The organism is Planctomicrobium aquicomposti (assembly GCF_051466325.1).
Taxonomy (GTDB): Bacteria; Planctomycetota; Planctomycetia; order Planctomycetales; family Planctomycetaceae; genus Planctomicrobium.
The window spans coordinates 1,564,229-1,580,574 of the sequence record NZ_CP195792.1 but is presented as its reverse complement, the minus strand read 5'-3'; the positions used below and the strand labels follow the sequence as shown (position 1 = coordinate 1,580,574).

General features: G+C 58.7%; 12 protein-coding genes and 1 tRNA gene. 9 read left to right on the top strand and 4 right to left on the bottom strand.

Going from position 1 to position 16,346, the window contains the following annotated elements; all coding sequences use genetic code 11:
• Positions 1-101 precede the first annotated feature (101 nt).
• Positions 102-335, bottom strand: a complete 234-nt coding sequence (locus SH664x_RS06035) for a hypothetical protein (RefSeq protein WP_437205893.1) — start codon at positions 333-335, stop codon at positions 102-104.
• Positions 336-558: 223 nt separating this feature from the next.
• Here SH664x_RS06035 and SH664x_RS06030 point away from each other — a divergent pair, with 223 nt between their 5' ends.
• Positions 559-1,554, top strand: coding sequence for an NAD(P)H-dependent glycerol-3-phosphate dehydrogenase (locus SH664x_RS06030; protein WP_437205891.1), 996 nt, complete (start codon positions 559-561; stop codon positions 1,552-1,554).
• 95 nt (positions 1,555-1,649) lie between these two features.
• Here the strand turns inward: SH664x_RS06030 and SH664x_RS06025 are convergent, their stop codons facing one another.
• Positions 1,650-2,489: a DUF4159 domain-containing protein gene (locus tag SH664x_RS06025; protein ID WP_437205889.1), complete on the bottom strand. Its 840-nt coding sequence runs from the start codon at positions 2,487-2,489 to the stop codon at positions 1,650-1,652.
• Between the two features lie 192 nt (positions 2,490-2,681).
• Positions 2,682-3,668 (bottom strand): GDP-mannose 4,6-dehydratase, encoded by a 987-nt coding sequence (locus tag SH664x_RS06020; protein WP_437205887.1) that lies wholly within the window; start codon positions 3,666-3,668, stop codon positions 2,682-2,684.
• A gap of 380 nt (positions 3,669-4,048) precedes the next feature.
• Between SH664x_RS06020 and SH664x_RS06015 the strand changes: the two genes are divergently transcribed.
• The 5 genes from SH664x_RS06015 (at position 4,049) to SH664x_RS05995 (ending at position 13,450) form a co-directional block, all read left to right on the top strand.
• Positions 4,049-5,449: an ElyC/SanA/YdcF family protein gene (locus SH664x_RS06015; RefSeq protein WP_437205886.1), complete on the top strand. Its 1,401-nt coding sequence runs from the start codon at positions 4,049-4,051 to the stop codon at positions 5,447-5,449.
• Positions 5,450-5,459: 10 nt separating this feature from the next.
• Positions 5,460-6,431: an NAD-dependent epimerase/dehydratase family protein gene (locus SH664x_RS06010; RefSeq protein WP_437205884.1), complete on the top strand. Its 972-nt coding sequence runs from the start codon at positions 5,460-5,462 to the stop codon at positions 6,429-6,431.
• A 53-nt stretch (positions 6,432-6,484) separates the two neighbouring features.
• Positions 6,485-7,423, top strand: coding sequence for a UDP-glucuronic acid decarboxylase family protein (locus SH664x_RS06005; RefSeq protein WP_437205882.1), 939 nt, complete (start codon positions 6,485-6,487; stop codon positions 7,421-7,423).
• 117 nt (positions 7,424-7,540) lie between these two features.
• On the top strand, positions 7,541-9,001 hold the full coding sequence (locus tag SH664x_RS06000; RefSeq protein WP_437205880.1) for an amidohydrolase: 1,461 nt from the start codon (positions 7,541-7,543) through the stop codon (positions 8,999-9,001).
• A 648-nt stretch (positions 9,002-9,649) separates the two neighbouring features.
• Complete coding sequence (locus SH664x_RS05995) at positions 9,650-13,450, top strand: FHA domain-containing protein (protein WP_437205878.1); 3,801 nt, start codon at positions 9,650-9,652, stop codon at positions 13,448-13,450.
• A 66-nt stretch (positions 13,451-13,516) separates the two neighbouring features.
• On the opposite strand, the gene SH664x_RS05990 is transcribed toward SH664x_RS05995, so the two are convergent.
• Positions 13,517-14,308 carry an RDD family protein gene (locus tag SH664x_RS05990; RefSeq protein WP_437205876.1) on the bottom strand — a complete coding sequence of 264 codons (792 nt, stop codon included), beginning with the start codon at positions 14,306-14,308 and terminating at the stop codon, positions 13,517-13,519.
• 119 nt (positions 14,309-14,427) lie between these two features.
• Here SH664x_RS05990 and SH664x_RS05985 point away from each other — a divergent pair, with 119 nt between their 5' ends.
• From SH664x_RS05985 to SH664x_RS05975, 3 genes are all read left to right on the top strand, one after another.
• Entirely contained in the window at positions 14,428-15,456 is a 1,029-nt protein-coding gene (locus SH664x_RS05985; RefSeq protein ID WP_437205875.1) for a stage II sporulation protein M, read from the top strand.
• 250 nt (positions 15,457-15,706) lie between these two features.
• Positions 15,707-15,780: transfer RNA gene (locus SH664x_RS05980), tRNA-Arg, on the top strand.
• A 251-nt stretch (positions 15,781-16,031) separates the two neighbouring features.
• Complete coding sequence (locus SH664x_RS05975; protein ID WP_437205873.1) at positions 16,032-16,277, top strand: hypothetical protein; 246 nt, start codon at positions 16,032-16,034, stop codon at positions 16,275-16,277.
• Positions 16,278-16,346 lie beyond the last annotated feature (69 nt).

Here is a 16,346-nt window from a genome sequence, read left to right as displayed (position 1 = left end):
AGTGACTGCGTCGGGCACAGTGCCCTCGCGGGCTTCGCTGCTCACTGTAACCACTTTGCCGGCAGGCGGGAATTCAGGGGACTCTTCAGTTCGCAGAAGGACTACTTGTGATAGCCGAGCGAGGTGAAGACGTCGTACAATTCCTCGAATGTGATAAACCGGCGGCGGTGCAGCAGTTTGTACTGGTCCACAGCGCGTGCGAGTTCGTCGACTTCCGGCCGACCGGAATTCCGTGAGTCGGAAAACTGCCGACGTTCAATCACCGCCGGGCTGCTTCCCGGGGGGAGAGGCTGGCGCCGGTCAACGAATGGGAGTTTATCCTGGGTCTGATTCATGTTCGAGTCTCGCTTGTACACTTGGACAAACATCCCCAAGCCTAGGCCGGAAAGTGCCATTCCGGAAAGATTTTCGGCGCCGGGATGCTGAAATTGGCGCGAATCGTTGGGCTGTGCCCGTTCTGCCGATTCTGTCGGTTGATGTGGACCGGCTGTCACGCAATGATTCTGCGGAAGGATCGTGACACGACAATTTCCACCCGTAGCGGCGAGATCGGTTTTTATGGCGACAAAAACAACAATCCTCGGCAGCGGTGCCATGGCGACAGCCTGTTCGATTCTGCTGGCCGACCATGCTGACCAGGAAGTCACGATCTGGGCCCGCACCGAGGAGAGTTCCCGGGAACTCAACGAGCAGCGGGAGAATGCCCGACTTCTGCCCGGGATTCCGATTCCACCGAAGGTAAAAATTACCCACGATGTGGAAGAGGCGCTGCAGGGGGCTGAACTCCTCGTTGCCGCAATTCCTTCCCAGTACCTCCGTACCACGCTCGAAGGACTGGCCCCCTATCTGACCGGGCATCGTCCCGTTGTCAGTGTGATCAAGGGAATTGAAAACGAGACGTTTCTCCGTCCCAGTCAGGTGATCGAAGAGACGATCGGCAGCCGCGTGGTGATCGCCCTGAGCGGTCCCAGCCATGCCGAAGAAATCGGCCGGCGTCTTCCGGCCAGTGTCGTGGCCGCCAGCGGCGACGTCGCGATGGCCAAAAAAGTTCAGAAGATGTTTTCAACCGATCGTTTCCGCGTCTACACCAATCAGGATCTGATCGGAGCGGAACTGGCCGGAGCCATGAAAAACATCATCGGAATCGCCGCCGGAATCTGTGATGGTCTGGGATTTGGCGACAACGCCAAGTCCGCGCTGATGACGCGGGGCATCGTTGAGATCAGTCGCTTTGGTGTCGCGCTGGGGGCCGAGCCGGAGACTTTTGCCGGGCTGGCTGGCATCGGGGATTTGATCACCACCTGTATCAGCCCCTTTGGCAGAAACCGGCAGGTCGGCGAACGACTTGGAAAAGGTGAAAGCCTGACGCAGATTCTCGCGACGATGGAAGCGGTGGCCGAAGGTGTGAGCACCACCCGTGCGGTGCATGATCTGGCAGAGCAGAAGGGCATCGACATGCCCATCACCTCGCACGTGTACCAGGTGTTGTTTGAAGGATTGCCCCCCGCAGAGGCGACCGATCGCCTGATGAGTCGACAACCTAGAGAAGAGTAGCTGTCGGCTCACTGTCCGACGTGACGTGAGAGATGCTGTGCACAGGGGGCGAAGGAAAGTCGTCAACTGAAGCTTGGGGGGGAAGCTGCGCAGCGTCAGTGGCTCATGGCGTAGACGACGATATTGATCCCCATCGGGTAGGCTTTCTTCTCGGAAAACTCGTGGAAATACCACTTGTTTTCCCCTTCCCGCTCCCAGCCATCACCCAGATCGGTATTGTGGCAGATCATGACCATGAGGCGGCCTTTGTCGTCGAAGACTCCCCGGTAGTCGGGGTTCCGTGCGTCACTCGATTCATAGGTGCGGCCGCTCATGGCGACACCGATGGAGGGGACCTGCGGCTTCTCTTTCAGGTCGTACACGATGTGAAAGATCGGATGCTCCAGGGGGATTTCGACCGCTTCCCGCTCGGGGAAAACTTTCTTCAGATCGTGATAGAAGTTGTCGTACTCATGGTCTCCCCAGAAATCGTCGAACATCGCAAAGCCCCCGTTGTCGAGGTATTTTCTAAAGGCCTTGGTTTCCTCCGGGGTTAATCCCAGGCCGCTTCGGCCGGGCTCACAGAAATAGATGAACGGATAATCGAACAGCCGCGGATCGGTGAGTTCCAGCACGATCGGATCAGGGTTGACCTTCAGCGAGGTCAATTGCTGCAGTCGAAACGAAAAATTCAGATCGCTGTCGGGATAGTCAGTCTGCCAACCCCCGTAATAGCCGAATTCGCCGTTGAATTTGATCCGGACGAAGGTGAAGACGTCACGTGGAAATTCTTTATCGACATCCCACGTCGGCACGCCATTGCGGTCAATCTTGAAGTCCTGTCCCAGTTCGCCGTCCCGACGCGGGAAGCGAGGGCGTCGCCCCCGCTGAAACTGAGCTTCGGCGGAATCAGCCGCGAAAAAGACTGCTGTGAACAACACGAGCCAGATGCGCATCAATGGGCCCCATCAGCAAAACTGCGGTAGGAACGGCCGTGACTGTGCCCCTGTCCGGGATCGCCCGTCCGGGACCAGTGGGGGCAATTCAGTCTACCCCCCCTGCAGCAGGTCTGCCAGTCGTGCTCCAGTCAATGCCCCACCGGCCCCGCCAATGGTCGGAGCAAATCGCTCTCAAGCCGCTGATCGGGATCACTCTTTCTGCTGCAAGAGCTCCAGATCTGCCTCGACCATCATCCGCGTCAGCTCCGGCACCCCGACATGCGGGACCCAGCCGAGTAGCTCCCGCGCCTTGGAGGAGTCACCCACGAATTGTGTGGGATCGACCTGGCGCAGGAAGCGCGGGTCCAGAACGACATGATCTTGCCAGTGGAGACCGGCAGCCTGAAATGCCAGATCGACAAACTCGCGGACGCTGGTCTGTCTGCCGGTCGCAAACACGAAATCTTCCGGCGTCTCATGCTGCAGAACTTTCCACAGGCCTTCAACGTACTCTTTGGCATAGCCCCAGTCACGTTGAGCGTCCAGATTTCCGAGTGAGAGTGTTTTCTGTCTGCCGCACTTGATGGCGGCGACTCCGCGAGTGACTTTGCGGGTAACAAACGATTCTCCACGCCGGGGAGATTCATGGTTATAGCAAATGGCGTTGCAGGCAAAGATGTTGAGGGAGTTGCGGTACACCCGCGTCATCTGCACCGTGAAGGCTTTGGCCACACCGTAAGGAGTCAGCGGACTGATGCGGGTCTGTTCGTTCTGCGGCACTTCTTCCGCGTTGCCGAAAATCTCGCTGCTGCCGACGTTCAGAAACCGGGGCCGCTTTGGGAGATCGCGAATGATTTCCAGCAGTCCCAGAGTCCCCATCGCTGCCAGTCGACAGGTCGACTCCGGGATCTCGAAGCTCAAGCCGACATGACTCTGCCCTGCCAGATGATAGACTTCATCGGGGAGGACTTTTAAGAACAGCCGCCTCAGGACGGTGGTATCTTCCAATTCGGCGTAATGCAGAAACAGTCTCGTGCCATAGATCGACGGGTCACAGGTGAGATGATCGATGCGCGGCCGAACGGTCCGGCTGGAATGCCGGACAATTCCATGAACGGTGTAGCCTTTTTCGAGCAGCAACTCGGTCAGGTAGGAGCCGTCCTGTCCGGTGATCCCTGTGATCAGTGCGATCGGCATTGCTGAGTTGGGTTCCTGAATGTCTTGTGCGGGAGGTCCGCTCCCGCACTCTGCGGGCTGAAAACTTCTCGCTGCGATTTCCGATTTCCTGATGCGCCCCTCTCAGGGGACGCATTCCCTTCCCGATCAGAGCAGCTTGCCCCGATCTGGACACGCGACGTGCCTCCTGCACCTGATGAAGAGCACAACTCCGGGGCGAGAACGTGTTCATAAAAACCAAAGGGTTCTCGCTGAGGCCGATCCTGGCATGTGACTGCAGGGAACATCACGTGTTCTGTTGTCACCGACTTCGTCCTTCGACAAAGTATGGTCTGTTCGGAACCTCTGCGGAAAGCGAGATCCGGGAAAAATCAACGCTGGACTGAAACGAAAGTCGGATTGTGCGGCACGAAAGTGCAAAGTCTGTTCAACCTTCTCAGGTTCGCGCCCCCGCCCGTTGGCGACGCTGGGGGCTCTGGCTCGGCCTGATCGGTCTGATCGCCGCTCTGTTTCATGCTCCGCTCTGCCGTCTGCTGGCAAGTCAACTCGTCGTCAGTGAAGCCGCCGTAAGCCCGTCTGCGGTCGTCGCCCTTTCGGGCGACCGCTGCTATGACGTCGCGGCGGAGTGGTCTCGCCAGCATCCGGAATTACAACTCCTGGTGGTGCAGCCGCGTCGTCTGCGACTGGAACAGCTGGGGCTGCGACTCGATCATGCCCAGGAGTTCCGACAGGAACTTCGCCGACGAGGGGTGCCCGACACTGCGCTGGGCATCCTGCCGGGCAACTCCGACACTCTTTGGGATGATGTCACAGCCATCCGGAGTTGGTTGCAGACGCATCGTGATTCCAGTGTCCTGTTGCTATGTGATGCCTTTCACACCCGCCGGTTACGGATGATGGTCGATCAGTTACTGGAAGAACCGCAACGGGTGGCGATCCATCCTCTTCCCGATCGCCGTCATGATGTGACGAACTGGTGGACGTCACGGGCGGGGATTCGTGACTTCCTGTATGCCACGATTTCTCTGTGCGATACGGTCGTGCGTGGTCGGCCGGAACCGCTGCGGCTGACGGACTGGAGTCCCGATGCCTATGAAGCAGCCCTCACGGCTCCCGCTGCCCCGTCGGCAATTCCGGCTGAAAAGAACGACTGGCGACAGCGGGCTGCCGAGTGGCTCGACATCAGTGAGCCCCCCTTGCGTGTCGATCATGTGCTGCTGCTTCCCGGAGAAGAAAACTCCCGTCCGTTCGTGGCGGCTGCGCTGGTGCGGGCTGGTCTGGCCCGCGACATCCTGTTCCCCAGAAATTTTCCCAGCCCACAGGAAGAGGACGGAATCGTTGGGCCGATCCATGAAATTTCTCTGGCTGTCTTGAAATTGAGGGACATTCCAGATGAAAGCGTGATTGTGCTGGATGAGCCGAGCGACTCGACCATTGGTGATGGACGGGCTGCCCGGGCCGCACTCGCTGCAGATCCGACCTCAACTGTGGCGGTTGTTACGAATGGATATCATACGAGGAGAGCGCGGATTGTGATGCGCTCCGTCTTCGGAGAGGATGCGGAGAGGTTTCATTTTATCGCGGCTCCGACCGATCTTTTCAGTGCCTCTGACTGGTGGAAAAGCGAAGTCGGAACCTTGTGTATCGTGTCGGAGTATTTCAAGCTGACCGGATACTGGATTCAGTATGCCGATGGGAAATACTGGCTGGCCGGTTCGGTGCTGGTGCTGTTTCTCCTGAAATGGCGGCGATCCCGGCATCAGAAACGTGTGGCCGCAAATTTGGCAAAGACAGTTCAATAAAGGCAGATTCATGCGGGTGCTTGTCACGGGGGGCGCAGGATTTATTGGCAGCCACATCGTGGATGCGGTGCTGGCAGCAGGGCATGAGGCTGCGATCATCGACGATCTCTCCTCGGGAACACGTGAAAACGTTCCCGCCGGAGCCACATTGCATCAGATCGATATCCGGGATCGTGGGGGCGTCCGCAAAGTGATTTCCGAGTTCCGACCCGACTGGATCAGCCACCAGGCAGCACAGATGTCGGTCAGCCGCTCTGTCCGCGAGCCCGACTTCGATGCAGAAGTCAATCTCGTTGGATTGATCAACGTCCTCTCCGCCGCTGTCGAAGCCGGAACAAAGAGGGTTGTCTTCGCTTCTTCAGGAGGGGTGCTCTATGGCGAGATGACCACCCCTGCCCCGGAGGAAACTCCGGCCAACCCCGTGTCTCCCTATGGAATCAGCAAATGGTGCGGGGAGCGCTATTTGCAGTTCTTCGCGAACGAACATGGACTCTCCTCAACGGCTCTGCGCTACGCCAACGTCTACGGCGAACGTCAGAATCCGCACGGGGAAGCAGGGGTTGTGGCCATCTTCTGCACCCGGATGCTGCGAGGTGAAGCCTCCACCATCAACGGTGATGGCAAGTACGTGCGCGACTACGTGCATGTGTCGGATGTGGTGCGTGCGAACCTGGCGGCCTTGGGATCTCCCTTTCCGGGCTTTGATGCCGTGAATGTGGGGACAGGGCGTCCGACTGATGTGAACGAACTTTCGGATCGACTCCGCCAGCTATGTATGGAAGAGCTGAAAGCACGCGGCGTGAAGCGCGACGTTCCCGTTTCAGGACATGGACCGGCACGGGCCGGCGACCTGCGTTCCAATCTGGTTTCCTACGCGAAGGCAGAGCGGGTGTGGGGCTGGACTCCGCAGGTGGCAATCGAGCAGGGGCTGCAAAAAACCGCAGCCTGGTTCGCCCAGAAATTGCTCCCCTCCGAGAGCTGATTCCATCGATTTCTTTTCTACCGCCCCCGGGCGGATTCCTCAGGACGCGAACGATGCCCACCATTCTGGTCACTGGCGGTGCCGGCTTTCTCGGCAGCCACTTGTGTGAACGACTGGTCAATCTTGGTCATGATGTGATCTGTGTCGATAATTTTTTTTCCGGCAGGAAAGAAAACATCCGGCATCTGATCGGCAATCCGCATTTTGAAGTGATCCGGCACGACATCGTCGAACCGCTCGTGCTCGAGGTCGACCAGATCTACAATCTGGCCTGTCCTGCATCGCCGGTGGCTTACCAGTACAACCCGATCAAGACCATCAAGACGTCGACGGTCGGAATGGTGAATGTGCTTGGACTGGCCAAGCGCTGCCGCGCCCGCGTGCTGCATACCTCCACCTCAGAGGTCTATGGGGACCCGGAAGTACATCCGCAGCGGGAAGACTACTGGGGGCACGTCAACCCGGTCGGTCCGCGCAGCTGCTATGACGAAGGCAAGCGTGTCGCGGAATCGCTCTGTGTGAACTATCACCAGGCTCACGGGGTGGCCGTGCGGATCGTTCGAATCTTCAATACGTACGGACCCCGGATGGACCCCAGTGACGGTCGGGTCGTGTCGAACTTCCTGATGCAGGCCTTGCGGGGGGAATCGCTGACGATCTACGGCGACGGGGCGCAGACCCGCTCGTTCTGTTTTGTGGACGACATGATCGATGGATTTATCCGCATGATGGAACAGGAGGAGTGCATCGGCCCGGTGAATCTGGGGAACCCGGTTGAGAACACGATGCTGGAACTGGCCGAGGCGGTGCTGAAGGTGACCGGATCATCGTCGACCATCCGTTATGAGCCACTGCCGCAGGACGACCCCAAACGACGGTGCCCGGATATCACCAAGGCGAAAGCCCTGCTCGGCTGGGAGCCACGTGTCAACCTGCAATCAGGGCTGGAACGGACCGCTGACTATTATCGCCGCACCCAGTTCAGCGAGTGATCGCGCTGGCGAACGCAGGTGTTAGGGGGAATTGATCTGTTCGCCACGGATTGAATTGGAGTCCCGGCAGTCCTACGATGCAGGGAATGCCCACCCCTTTCCCTGCGGACATGCCCTATGAAGTTGCCCCACCTGTTCATTGCTTCGTTTTTGCTTCTGGCCAGTAATTTCGCGCGGGCCGCAGAGGACCCCATTCGTCAAAAGATTGATGCCCGCGTGGGGGCGTTGACGCCCGAAGGCTGGCAACACGCCTGTCAGATCTGGGACTGGGCGGAGACCGGCTATCAGGAGACAAAGTCGTCGGCACTGCTCGCGGACTGGCTGGAGAAAGAAGGCTTTCGCGTGGAGCGGGGTGTTGCGGGGATTCCGACCGCCTTCACCGCAACCATCGGCAGCGGCTCACCGGTCATCGCGATTCTCGGGGAATACGATGCGCTTCCGGGCCTGGCACAGGCTGCGGTTCCCTATCAGGAACAGCCGGAAGGCAAGTATTACGGACATGGCTGCGGACATCATCTGTTTGGTGTCGCCAGTGCCATGGCCGCAATTTCACTGGGTGAGCAGATCAAGTCGGGACAGCTGAAGGGGACTGTCCGCTTCTACGGTTGTCCTGCGGAAGAGGGTGGCTCCGGGAAGACGTTTTTGGTTCGGGAGGGGCTGTTCAAGGATGCGGATGTCTGTCTGCATTGGCATCCCAGCGCGGAGAACTCTTGGGGCACGAAAAGCTCACTGGCCCGGATGGCGGCCAAGTTCCGGTTTTACGGGAAGAGCGCCCACGCCGCAGGAGCTCCGCATGCGGGGCGGTCGGCGCTGGATGCTGTGGAGATCATGAACTATGCCGTGAACATGATGCGGGAACACGTGAAAAGCGATGCCCGCATTCATTATGTGATTACCGCGGGGGGCGATGCCCCGAATGTCGTTCCCAACTTCGCTGAAGTCTATTACTACATCCGGCATCCTCAGTCCATCGAAGTTCGAAGTCTGTACGAGCGGGTCCTGAATTGCGCGAAGGCGGGTGCCCTCGCCACCGATACGCGACTGGAAATCAACTACGAAGGGGGGATTGTCGAAGTCCTTCCCAATACGCCGCTCGCCGAACTGACCGGCAAAAATCTCAAGGCGTATAACAAGCTCTCGTGGACCGACGCTGATCGTCAGTTCGCAGCGAAAATCGCGGAAACCCTCCCCGCGCGAAGTGGTGATTTCGATGTCCGGAAAGTGACCCATGTTTCCGGGGGAACCGGCGGTGGATCGACAGATGTCGGTGATGTCTCGTGGGTCGTGCCGACAGCCGGTTTTGGAACCAGTTGCTGGGTTCCCGGGTCTCCCGGTCATTCGTGGCAGGTGGTGGCAGCGGGAACGCAGGACATGGCGCGCGGCGGAATGGTTCTCGCCGCTCAGACTCTGGCGGGAAGTGGCTATGAACTGCTCACCCGGCCCGAGCTGATTGATGCCGCCAAGGCGGATTTTAAAAAGCGGAATGGTGGTGAGGGATACAGTCCGCTGATTCTTCCCGATCAGAAGCCTCCCCTTGATTACCGCAAGCGTCCGGCCGCCACGTCTGTCGCCGATTAAAGCCGACGACATTTCCCAGCGATCGTTGAGGACGCGTCTCGATCATTCACTCGGGAGTTCAAAGACTCTATTGGAAATCCAGGAGCTTCTCTCTGAGGGAGGAGGCCAGTCGAGAAAAGTGTTCTGAGAGCCGTCTATCCAATTGCTGAGATACGAAAGGGATCGCACTTAACAATGCGGTCCCTTTCTCGTTTTGCGGGGTACGACGGTCGGCTCATCGGCCACGATTCAGCCAGGTATCGAAGAAGAATCCGGAACCCGTGTTAATTCAAACGGTCTTATGGATTTTGCGGATCGTATTGACTCTGGGGGATTTCAGTTCGGGCTGAGCAGCTGCCCCTTGACCAATTGGTCGTTCCTGATCCCTCTGCACCACCTTGGTTTTAGGAGATTCGATTATCTCGAATTGAGAGATGATCTCCGCTGTAGCCGCTTGACGGGTCTTAGCGGTTGTGCCGTATCTCGGGGTTGCGAGGCCTTGATGTCGCAGGATTGAGCGCTCGACCGACGCCAATCCGGAATCCTTGGCCGATGAGGGAGATCCCCTTTTTGACCCCTCGACAGATGTGAAGTAAATACCTCCATCGATACGTTGATCGGCAACCGACCCCCGGCGACCGATTCACCTCTCGACCAGAGAGACGTGCCATGAGCGACAAGTCCAACCTCCTTCCGGAACAAAGTCCGCCGTTCGCTGGTTTTCGTCAGGGCATTTACTCCACAGACCGTCAGTCGACCGACATGTTTCCCCGCATCGCTGAGCGCCTCGCTGATTCATCCCCTTCGCCGGATCTGGCATGCGTGGGCCTTCGTCTCGTGCCGCTGCGAAAATCACTGAAGATTGATCCGATCGTCCTGCAGCCAGGGCGATATACGCTCGGATCAGGTCCGCAGGCCGACATCCAGATTCCGTCGTCGGGTGTTGCCTCCCGACACTGCACGCTGTTCGTCAAGCCCCAGCACTGCTTCATCAAGTCGTGGTCTCCTTTGACCTGGTTGAACGACGGCTCTGTCACCGAAGCCACAATCCGTCACGGGGATCGACTGATTCTTGGTCCCGTGGAATTCAAACTGGAAGTTCTGCGGGGATCTTCTGCGAGTCCGGCGGAGTTGCCTGCAGACCATCTTGCAGATCTGTTTGCGACAGTCGCTGCGCGGTCGACCACTCATGACCAGCTCCCACCACCGGTCCGGCGAGAAACAGAAATTCAACAGGCGCTGGCCGACGTTCAGGATCTTCTCGATGAGGCCTGTCATCACGAGCAACCTGCCAGTTCAGGTGGAGTGCATTCCCCGACGGCATCCGCTTCCGCTGTCGATTCCCGCAACGCGGTGGCTGACCGGGAACTGGAGCTGGCAGGACGCTGCTCCTTGCTGGCCAAGCTGACCCGCAATCTGAAAGGAAAGTATCGGGATCTGGCGTCACGCGAATCGACGCTTCTGCAACTCGAACAGGATCTCCACCAGCGGGATGAAACAATCCGGACTCATCTCGCCCGCACGACAGCGCGGCAGAGGCAGATTGACCTGCGCGAAGCAGAACTTGAGCGGCGCGCGGAGCTGCTGCGTAACGAGAACGAGCAGCTCACCCGATTGCGACGCACCGTCACAATCCAGGAGCAGCATTGCGGCGAGGCGATGAAGCATTTCGAAGAGAAGTGCCGGAGTCGGGAACTTTTTCTGGAAGATTTCGAACTGAAAATCTCCCAGAGATCGCAAGAACTTGAAAATGAACAGCAACGGCTCCTTCAACAAAAGAGCGAACTGAGCGAAGCAGCAGCCCGGCTTGAGGAGCGACACAGGCTGCTGGAAGAACGCGAACAACAGTTCCTGCAATCGACCCAGGAGGGTGAACAACGGCAGGCAGAGTTGACCGCAGCCCTTCAGGCCTTGGCACAGCAGCGGGAGCAGCTCCTCGCCGACCAGCAGTCGTGGGCTGCACAGCAGTCTGCAATCCTTGAAGATCGGCTGCAGCTGGATCAGTCGCTGACGGCATTGTTGGCAACCGAACAACATCACTCGCAACTGGCTGCGGATCTGCAGGCACGGACCGCGGCGGTCAACGAGCGCGAGCAGATCGCGCAGCGGAGATTGTGTGAAATTGCATCGCAGGAGCAGGCACTGGCCACCCGCCAGGCTGAACTCGAGCAGGCGCAAGCAGACCTGCAGTTGCAGAAGGAACAGTGGGAAAGATCCCAGCAGAACCGCTCGCACGAGATTGAGCAACAGGTTCAAACGCTCGCGACTCGCGAATCCGAATTGGCACGGCGGGCACAGGAACTGGATCGGCGTGAACAGAATCTTGCCGGCGAAATGGAATCCCGCGAAATCGCATTGGCGCAGCGCTCCCAGCAGATGGAAGCGCTGTGCGCGGATCTGGATCGCGAACAGAACGAACTGCAGTCGCAGAAGGAGCAACTGGCTGCGGAGCGGACCGAACAATTCGCACAGCAGAAGCTCCGGGACGAAGCCCTTCAGGAACGAGAAGCGGAACTCGAACGGCAGTATCAATTGCTGCGGTCCCAAAGACAGGACTTCACGGCCGCCCAGAGCCAGCATGACGCTGAAATAGCAGCACAGCGCGCTGAACTTGAGCTTCAGCAAAGTCGGCTCGCAGCTGCTCAAGCGGAGTGGCACACTCTTTCCGAACAATCGAGTTCCGAACAGAACAGCCGTGCCGAGGAACTCGTCAGGCTCTCACGCAGCCTGAAGGCACGCGAATCCGAATTGCAGCGGCAGCTCCAGGGCTTCGAATCCCAGCAACGCGAAGCGGCCGCTCAACTTCAGAGCCGACACGAAGAGTTCGCGCGCAGGGAACAGAGTCTGGAACAGTTGCAGACTGAAATCCATCAGGCCCGCACTGAACTACAGACTCGCAGCGATGCGCTGACAGCCCGGCAGGAGCAGCAGGCTGCGTCTTTCGAAGAGCGATCAGAGCATCTCGCTCGGCAGCTCCTTGAGCTGGACGCGGTTCGTGCAGAATTCGCAGCGCGGGAAACATCGGAAGGTCAGGTCATCAGAGAGCTGCGTCAGCGACTTGCCGAACAGACGGAAGTCGTGAGCCAATGTCGTCAGGAAATCGACCGTTTGCAGCAGGAACTGGAAGCCGAGCGAATTCGAATCGCAGCCGCAGCGGCGTACGAAACGACGAGCGTTGCTCCGTCGCTGCTCATTGAGCAGAACGCCGAGATTCATTCACAGCGGGCCGCCATCGCACAGGATCAGGATACTTTGCGTCTGATTCGGGCTGAGCTGGAGCAGGAACGGACCGAACTGGAACAGAGTCGAATCAAGCTCTCTCAGGCACATGAGCAGCTTCAGCGGGAGAGCTCCGGGTTGCAGGCGGAACGGCAGGCCGTGCAGGCCGAATCGCTTCGACTCTCCGAACTGCAGCGGGAATTGGACGGGCAACGAATCGCCCAGCAGGCAGTCCCTGGAGCTGACGCGACCGATCCCGAGATCCCTGCCCTTCGGGGAGCCGTCGACCTGCAATCGAGTGACCCAGAGGAGCCACAGGCGGAACTTTCTGAATCCCGACAGCTGGGCGAACGTCCAAAGTCCGATGCGGCGGAATCAACAGCGGGTGAGTCTCCCGATGGAGCCTCGCGTCTTCGTCGGGAGCTGGCGGCGCTGTTTGGAATTCCCGAAGGTCAAGCTCCTCGCGAAGACCTGCCCTCCCGGGACGACGGAGAAACGCCCGACTCCGTGTCCGTCGTGGATGAAGTTCCTGACGCAGATGCAGTCGCGGCAGCGGAGCCGGTTGTGACGCCCACGTCCTCCCGTTCTGCGTCAGTTGAAGAAGCCCCGCCCAGTCTGACGGACGACGAATCCGTCTCTGCGTACATGGAACGCCTGCTGGCGAGGACTCGCAAACAGCAGGACGATCGGAGCCTCTCTTCCACCTCCGCAGCAGTCCCCCTGCGCGTCGAGCCGGTGGTCAAGAAGCCGGTGGTCGCCAGCGAACCAGTTGATGAGTCATCATCGCTGAGCCGCAAAGCCCGCAAGCTGAACCCGGAAGAGAAGGCTGCCCTGCGGGCCGATCTGACCTCGTTCCGCCAACTGGCCAATCACTCCGCCCGGAAAGCGGTGGCGAAGTCGAATGCCCAGAAGAAAACGTCCGGGATGCAGATCATCTGGGCGTTCAGTCTGTGTGGCTGGGCGATGACGATTCTGATTCTGAGCATGGAATACTGGTTGGCGACGTCCCAGCGGTTCCCCGGAATGGTCTGCGCCATGCTCTCGCTGGTGCTGACATTGCTGGCAGGCTGGCGCTATTACGAAGTCCGTCGTCTGACTCGTGACGTCGCGAGCGGAGCCTCCACTTCTGAGAGGGAAATCGACAAGTCAGCGTTACGGACCACTTCTCTTCCGATGCCGGAGAGCACCGTGCTGCCCGAGAACGATGCCGAAATGCCGCCGGTAAAAAACAGCCCACTCTCATTCATGTAAGCCCTTCGACTCTCTCCAACAGGCCGCAGTTGGGGGACACGGGGGGGCTCGCACCAGAGGACGACGTCAGAGCGAACGATGCTGGCGTCGAAATTCCGCCGCCAGCAGATCCTCCAGAAATTTCACTCGACGTTCCGGACTGGGACCCTCGACATTGAGCCGCCGGGCCAGCGCACTAGTGAGCGTCTCGACGAGCTGTTCCCGCTGAGTGTGGGACAAAGAGGACCAGCGTTCCAGAACCTGCTCGATCGCGGTGACATCTTCCGTCCGAAGCAATTTGAGTTCGCTCGCGCTGAAGCGAAATTCCGCCTCCGTTGCATTCTTTGAAGAGAGCTGCGTGCGCACTTCGGACAGCTCCCGGGGGCGATCCCAGACCACGACCGTCGAGGCAAGCATGTCTCCCACCCGCTGCAGCCTGGTCGAGAAAAAAGGGACCAGCCACAGAGGAGGCAGGTTGTCGGCCACCCGCGCGAGATTGCGAATCAGGATGCTCGTTCCGTTCAAAGCGAAGCCGTCAGCATTGACCACCCGCATCTGATAAAGTTTTTTACCCAAGGTCTGGCCGCGCCCGAAGTACTCGCACAGCCCGAAGTAAAAAAAACTGGAGAACTGCCACACCACATAAAACAGGCCGGCGACGATTAAGACCACTTCGAGCCCATTCGACTCGGGAAACAGCTCTCTGAGCTGCTCTTTTATTGACTGCAATAGTATGAAGCCCCCAACAGACACCAGAATGAAGAACAGTGTGCAAACGATCTGGTCAATGAGCCATGCGAGAAACCGGGATCCGAGTCCCGCAAATTCGTACTGAATCTGGACATTTTCCGGGGTTTCAAAGCGAGCAAAATTCTCCATGTTGGCTCTCGATCTGCTGCGTCGCCCGGTATGATAGCCTGCGGATGCGGTGAGCTCTCAGCGAACTGATCGTGGCGCGCCGATCACCGTTGATTCCCCTCGATTCCCAGAGTTCGAGTATGAGCAGTTTTATCTCTCGCAACAAGGCGGACTGGGAGGAGCTCGAGTACCTTATCAAACTCGCCCGAAAGTCATTACGGAAGCTGGGGCCCGAGGAACTGGATCGACTCGATCAGCTTTACCGAAGGGCAACGATTCATCTGTCCCGGGTGACGACCGCATCTCATGATCAACAGTTGGCGACGTACCTCAACAACCTGACTGCGGCGGCCCATAGCCTGATCTATCTTCCCCCGCGCGAGTCTGTCGCGCGGGAGGTGGTGCGGTTTGTGACAGAAGGGTTTTCCCGAGCGGTCGCCAGAAATGGCCGCGCACATCTGATTTCGCTGCTGCTTCTGCTGGGAGGAGGATTAATCGGATATTTCGCCGCGATGAGTCATCCACTGGTCGCCCATGCTCTTTGGCCTGCTCACGATCCCCGACAACCCGGCTCCTCCCCGGAACAATTGTTAGAAGTGTTGCGTGGCGGTCGGGAGCAGGGAGGGGGCGTGAAATTCCTGTTCGCTTCGTTTCTGTTTCAACACAACTTCAAGGTCGGCGTGCTCGCATTCGCCAGCGGGTTTCTGGCGGCCGTCCCGACAGTGTTTCTGATGTTGCTGAACGGCATGCTCCTGGGGGTGTTTGCAGCCATTCATCACAAGGTGGGGATCGTCTCGGAGATGTGGGCCTGGATCCTTCCTCACGGGATTACGGAAATGGGAGCGATCGTCCTCTGCGGCGGCATGGGACTGATGCTGGGCCGGGCCGTGGTCTGTCCCGGAATCCTGACGCGACGGCAGGCCCTTGTCGATACAGGCTGGGAAGCGGCCAAAATTTGTCTGGGCTGCGGGGGGATGCTGTTTCTGGCGGCGATCATCGAAAGCTACGTACGACAAAGCCACCTGACGACCGCGGCCCGATTCTGGTTTGCTGCCGCCACAGCGATCTTTTGGGCTCTTTACTTCTGGAATGGGTATCGACGGGAGCGTCTGGCACAAACGAATCGCCCCGGCTCGGGACTTTCCGTCCGTGGGGAGGTGACCGGATGAACGGGCTGCGGTAGCCTCCAATTCCGTTCGCCCCGGGACCTCCCGCGTCAGCAGCGAATCCCGCGAGGGATTCTGGACAAGCCTGCCGGAGGGTTCGAACGGCGTCTGCGGGGGGGGAACCACTGATTTCTCGTCGATCTGCCCCCGTCCGGTTGAGTTGACCGCTTTGAGTCTGTAATCTTCCGGCAGACGGTGAACCCAAATGACGCTCACCCGACTCTCCGGTATTGCCGGAGAACGCACGACACATGTCCCCGTAGCTCAGCTGGATAGAGCGTTAGCCTCCGGAGCTAAAGGTCAGAGGTTCGAATCCTCTCGGGGACGCTTTTTTTGAGGAGATTTCCCGGTTGAAACGAGATTTTCGCCTGAGACAGGCCGTTAGCCGCATCGCGGCGCGGTCAACTCAGGCGTATGGCAGTTGACCCACTCCGCGAGGACGGGTGCCAGTTGGCCGCGTGGTTGACTCCAGTCGGTCGGCTGGTTTCTAGCAACTGCCGCCAATCTTATATCGACGTCGATTTTTGTGGTCAAGGAAATCTGGGGAGCGATTCTGCTGCTCCCCAGATAATGGAGGTATGACCGCCGTGATTGCAAAGAACCGCTATACCGTCAAACAGGCGTCCCAAATGCTGGGACTGGCCGAGGTTACCGTTCGTTTGCACTGCCGGAACGGGAACTGCCCCGGTGCGGAATATCACGAATTCCCCGGCACCTCCCGCGGCTATTACACACTCACTGAGAAGTCGGTGAAGTGGCTTCGCGAGAATGTTCGTCATCGTGAGCGTGAGCCGAAACAGCAGGAAGCTGCTGAAGTGGCCTGAGAATTCGCGCGAATTGCTTCTGGTTCAGCCGCCCCCTACCATCTGCGCGGATCGTTGCAGATAGACCTC

Excerpts from the sequence above, each read along its gene's own strand:
- SH664x_RS06035 (WP_437205893.1), bottom strand. The coding sequence starts at position 335 with ATGAATCAGACCCAGGATAAACTCCCATTCGTTGACCGGCGCCAGCCT.
- SH664x_RS06030 (WP_437205891.1), top strand. The coding sequence starts at position 559 with ATGGCGACAAAAACAACAATCCTCGGCAGCGGTGCCATGGCGACAGCC.
- SH664x_RS06025 (WP_437205889.1), bottom strand. The coding sequence starts at position 2,489 with ATGCGCATCTGGCTCGTGTTGTTCACAGCAGTCTTTTTCGCGGCTGAT.
- SH664x_RS06020 (WP_437205887.1), bottom strand. The coding sequence starts at position 3,668 with ATGCCGATCGCACTGATCACAGGGATCACCGGACAGGACGGCTCCTAC.
- SH664x_RS06010 (WP_437205884.1), top strand. The coding sequence starts at position 5,460 with ATGCGGGTGCTTGTCACGGGGGGCGCAGGATTTATTGGCAGCCACATC.
- SH664x_RS06005 (WP_437205882.1), top strand. The coding sequence starts at position 6,485 with ATGCCCACCATTCTGGTCACTGGCGGTGCCGGCTTTCTCGGCAGCCAC.
- SH664x_RS06000 (WP_437205880.1), top strand. The coding sequence starts at position 7,541 with ATGAAGTTGCCCCACCTGTTCATTGCTTCGTTTTTGCTTCTGGCCAGT.
- SH664x_RS05995 (WP_437205878.1), top strand. The coding sequence starts at position 9,650 with ATGAGCGACAAGTCCAACCTCCTTCCGGAACAAAGTCCGCCGTTCGCT.
- SH664x_RS05990 (WP_437205876.1), bottom strand. The coding sequence starts at position 14,308 with ATGGAGAATTTTGCTCGCTTTGAAACCCCGGAAAATGTCCAGATTCAG.
- SH664x_RS05985 (WP_437205875.1), top strand. The coding sequence starts at position 14,428 with ATGAGCAGTTTTATCTCTCGCAACAAGGCGGACTGGGAGGAGCTCGAG.
- SH664x_RS05975 (WP_437205873.1), top strand. The coding sequence starts at position 16,032 with ATGACCGCCGTGATTGCAAAGAACCGCTATACCGTCAAACAGGCGTCC.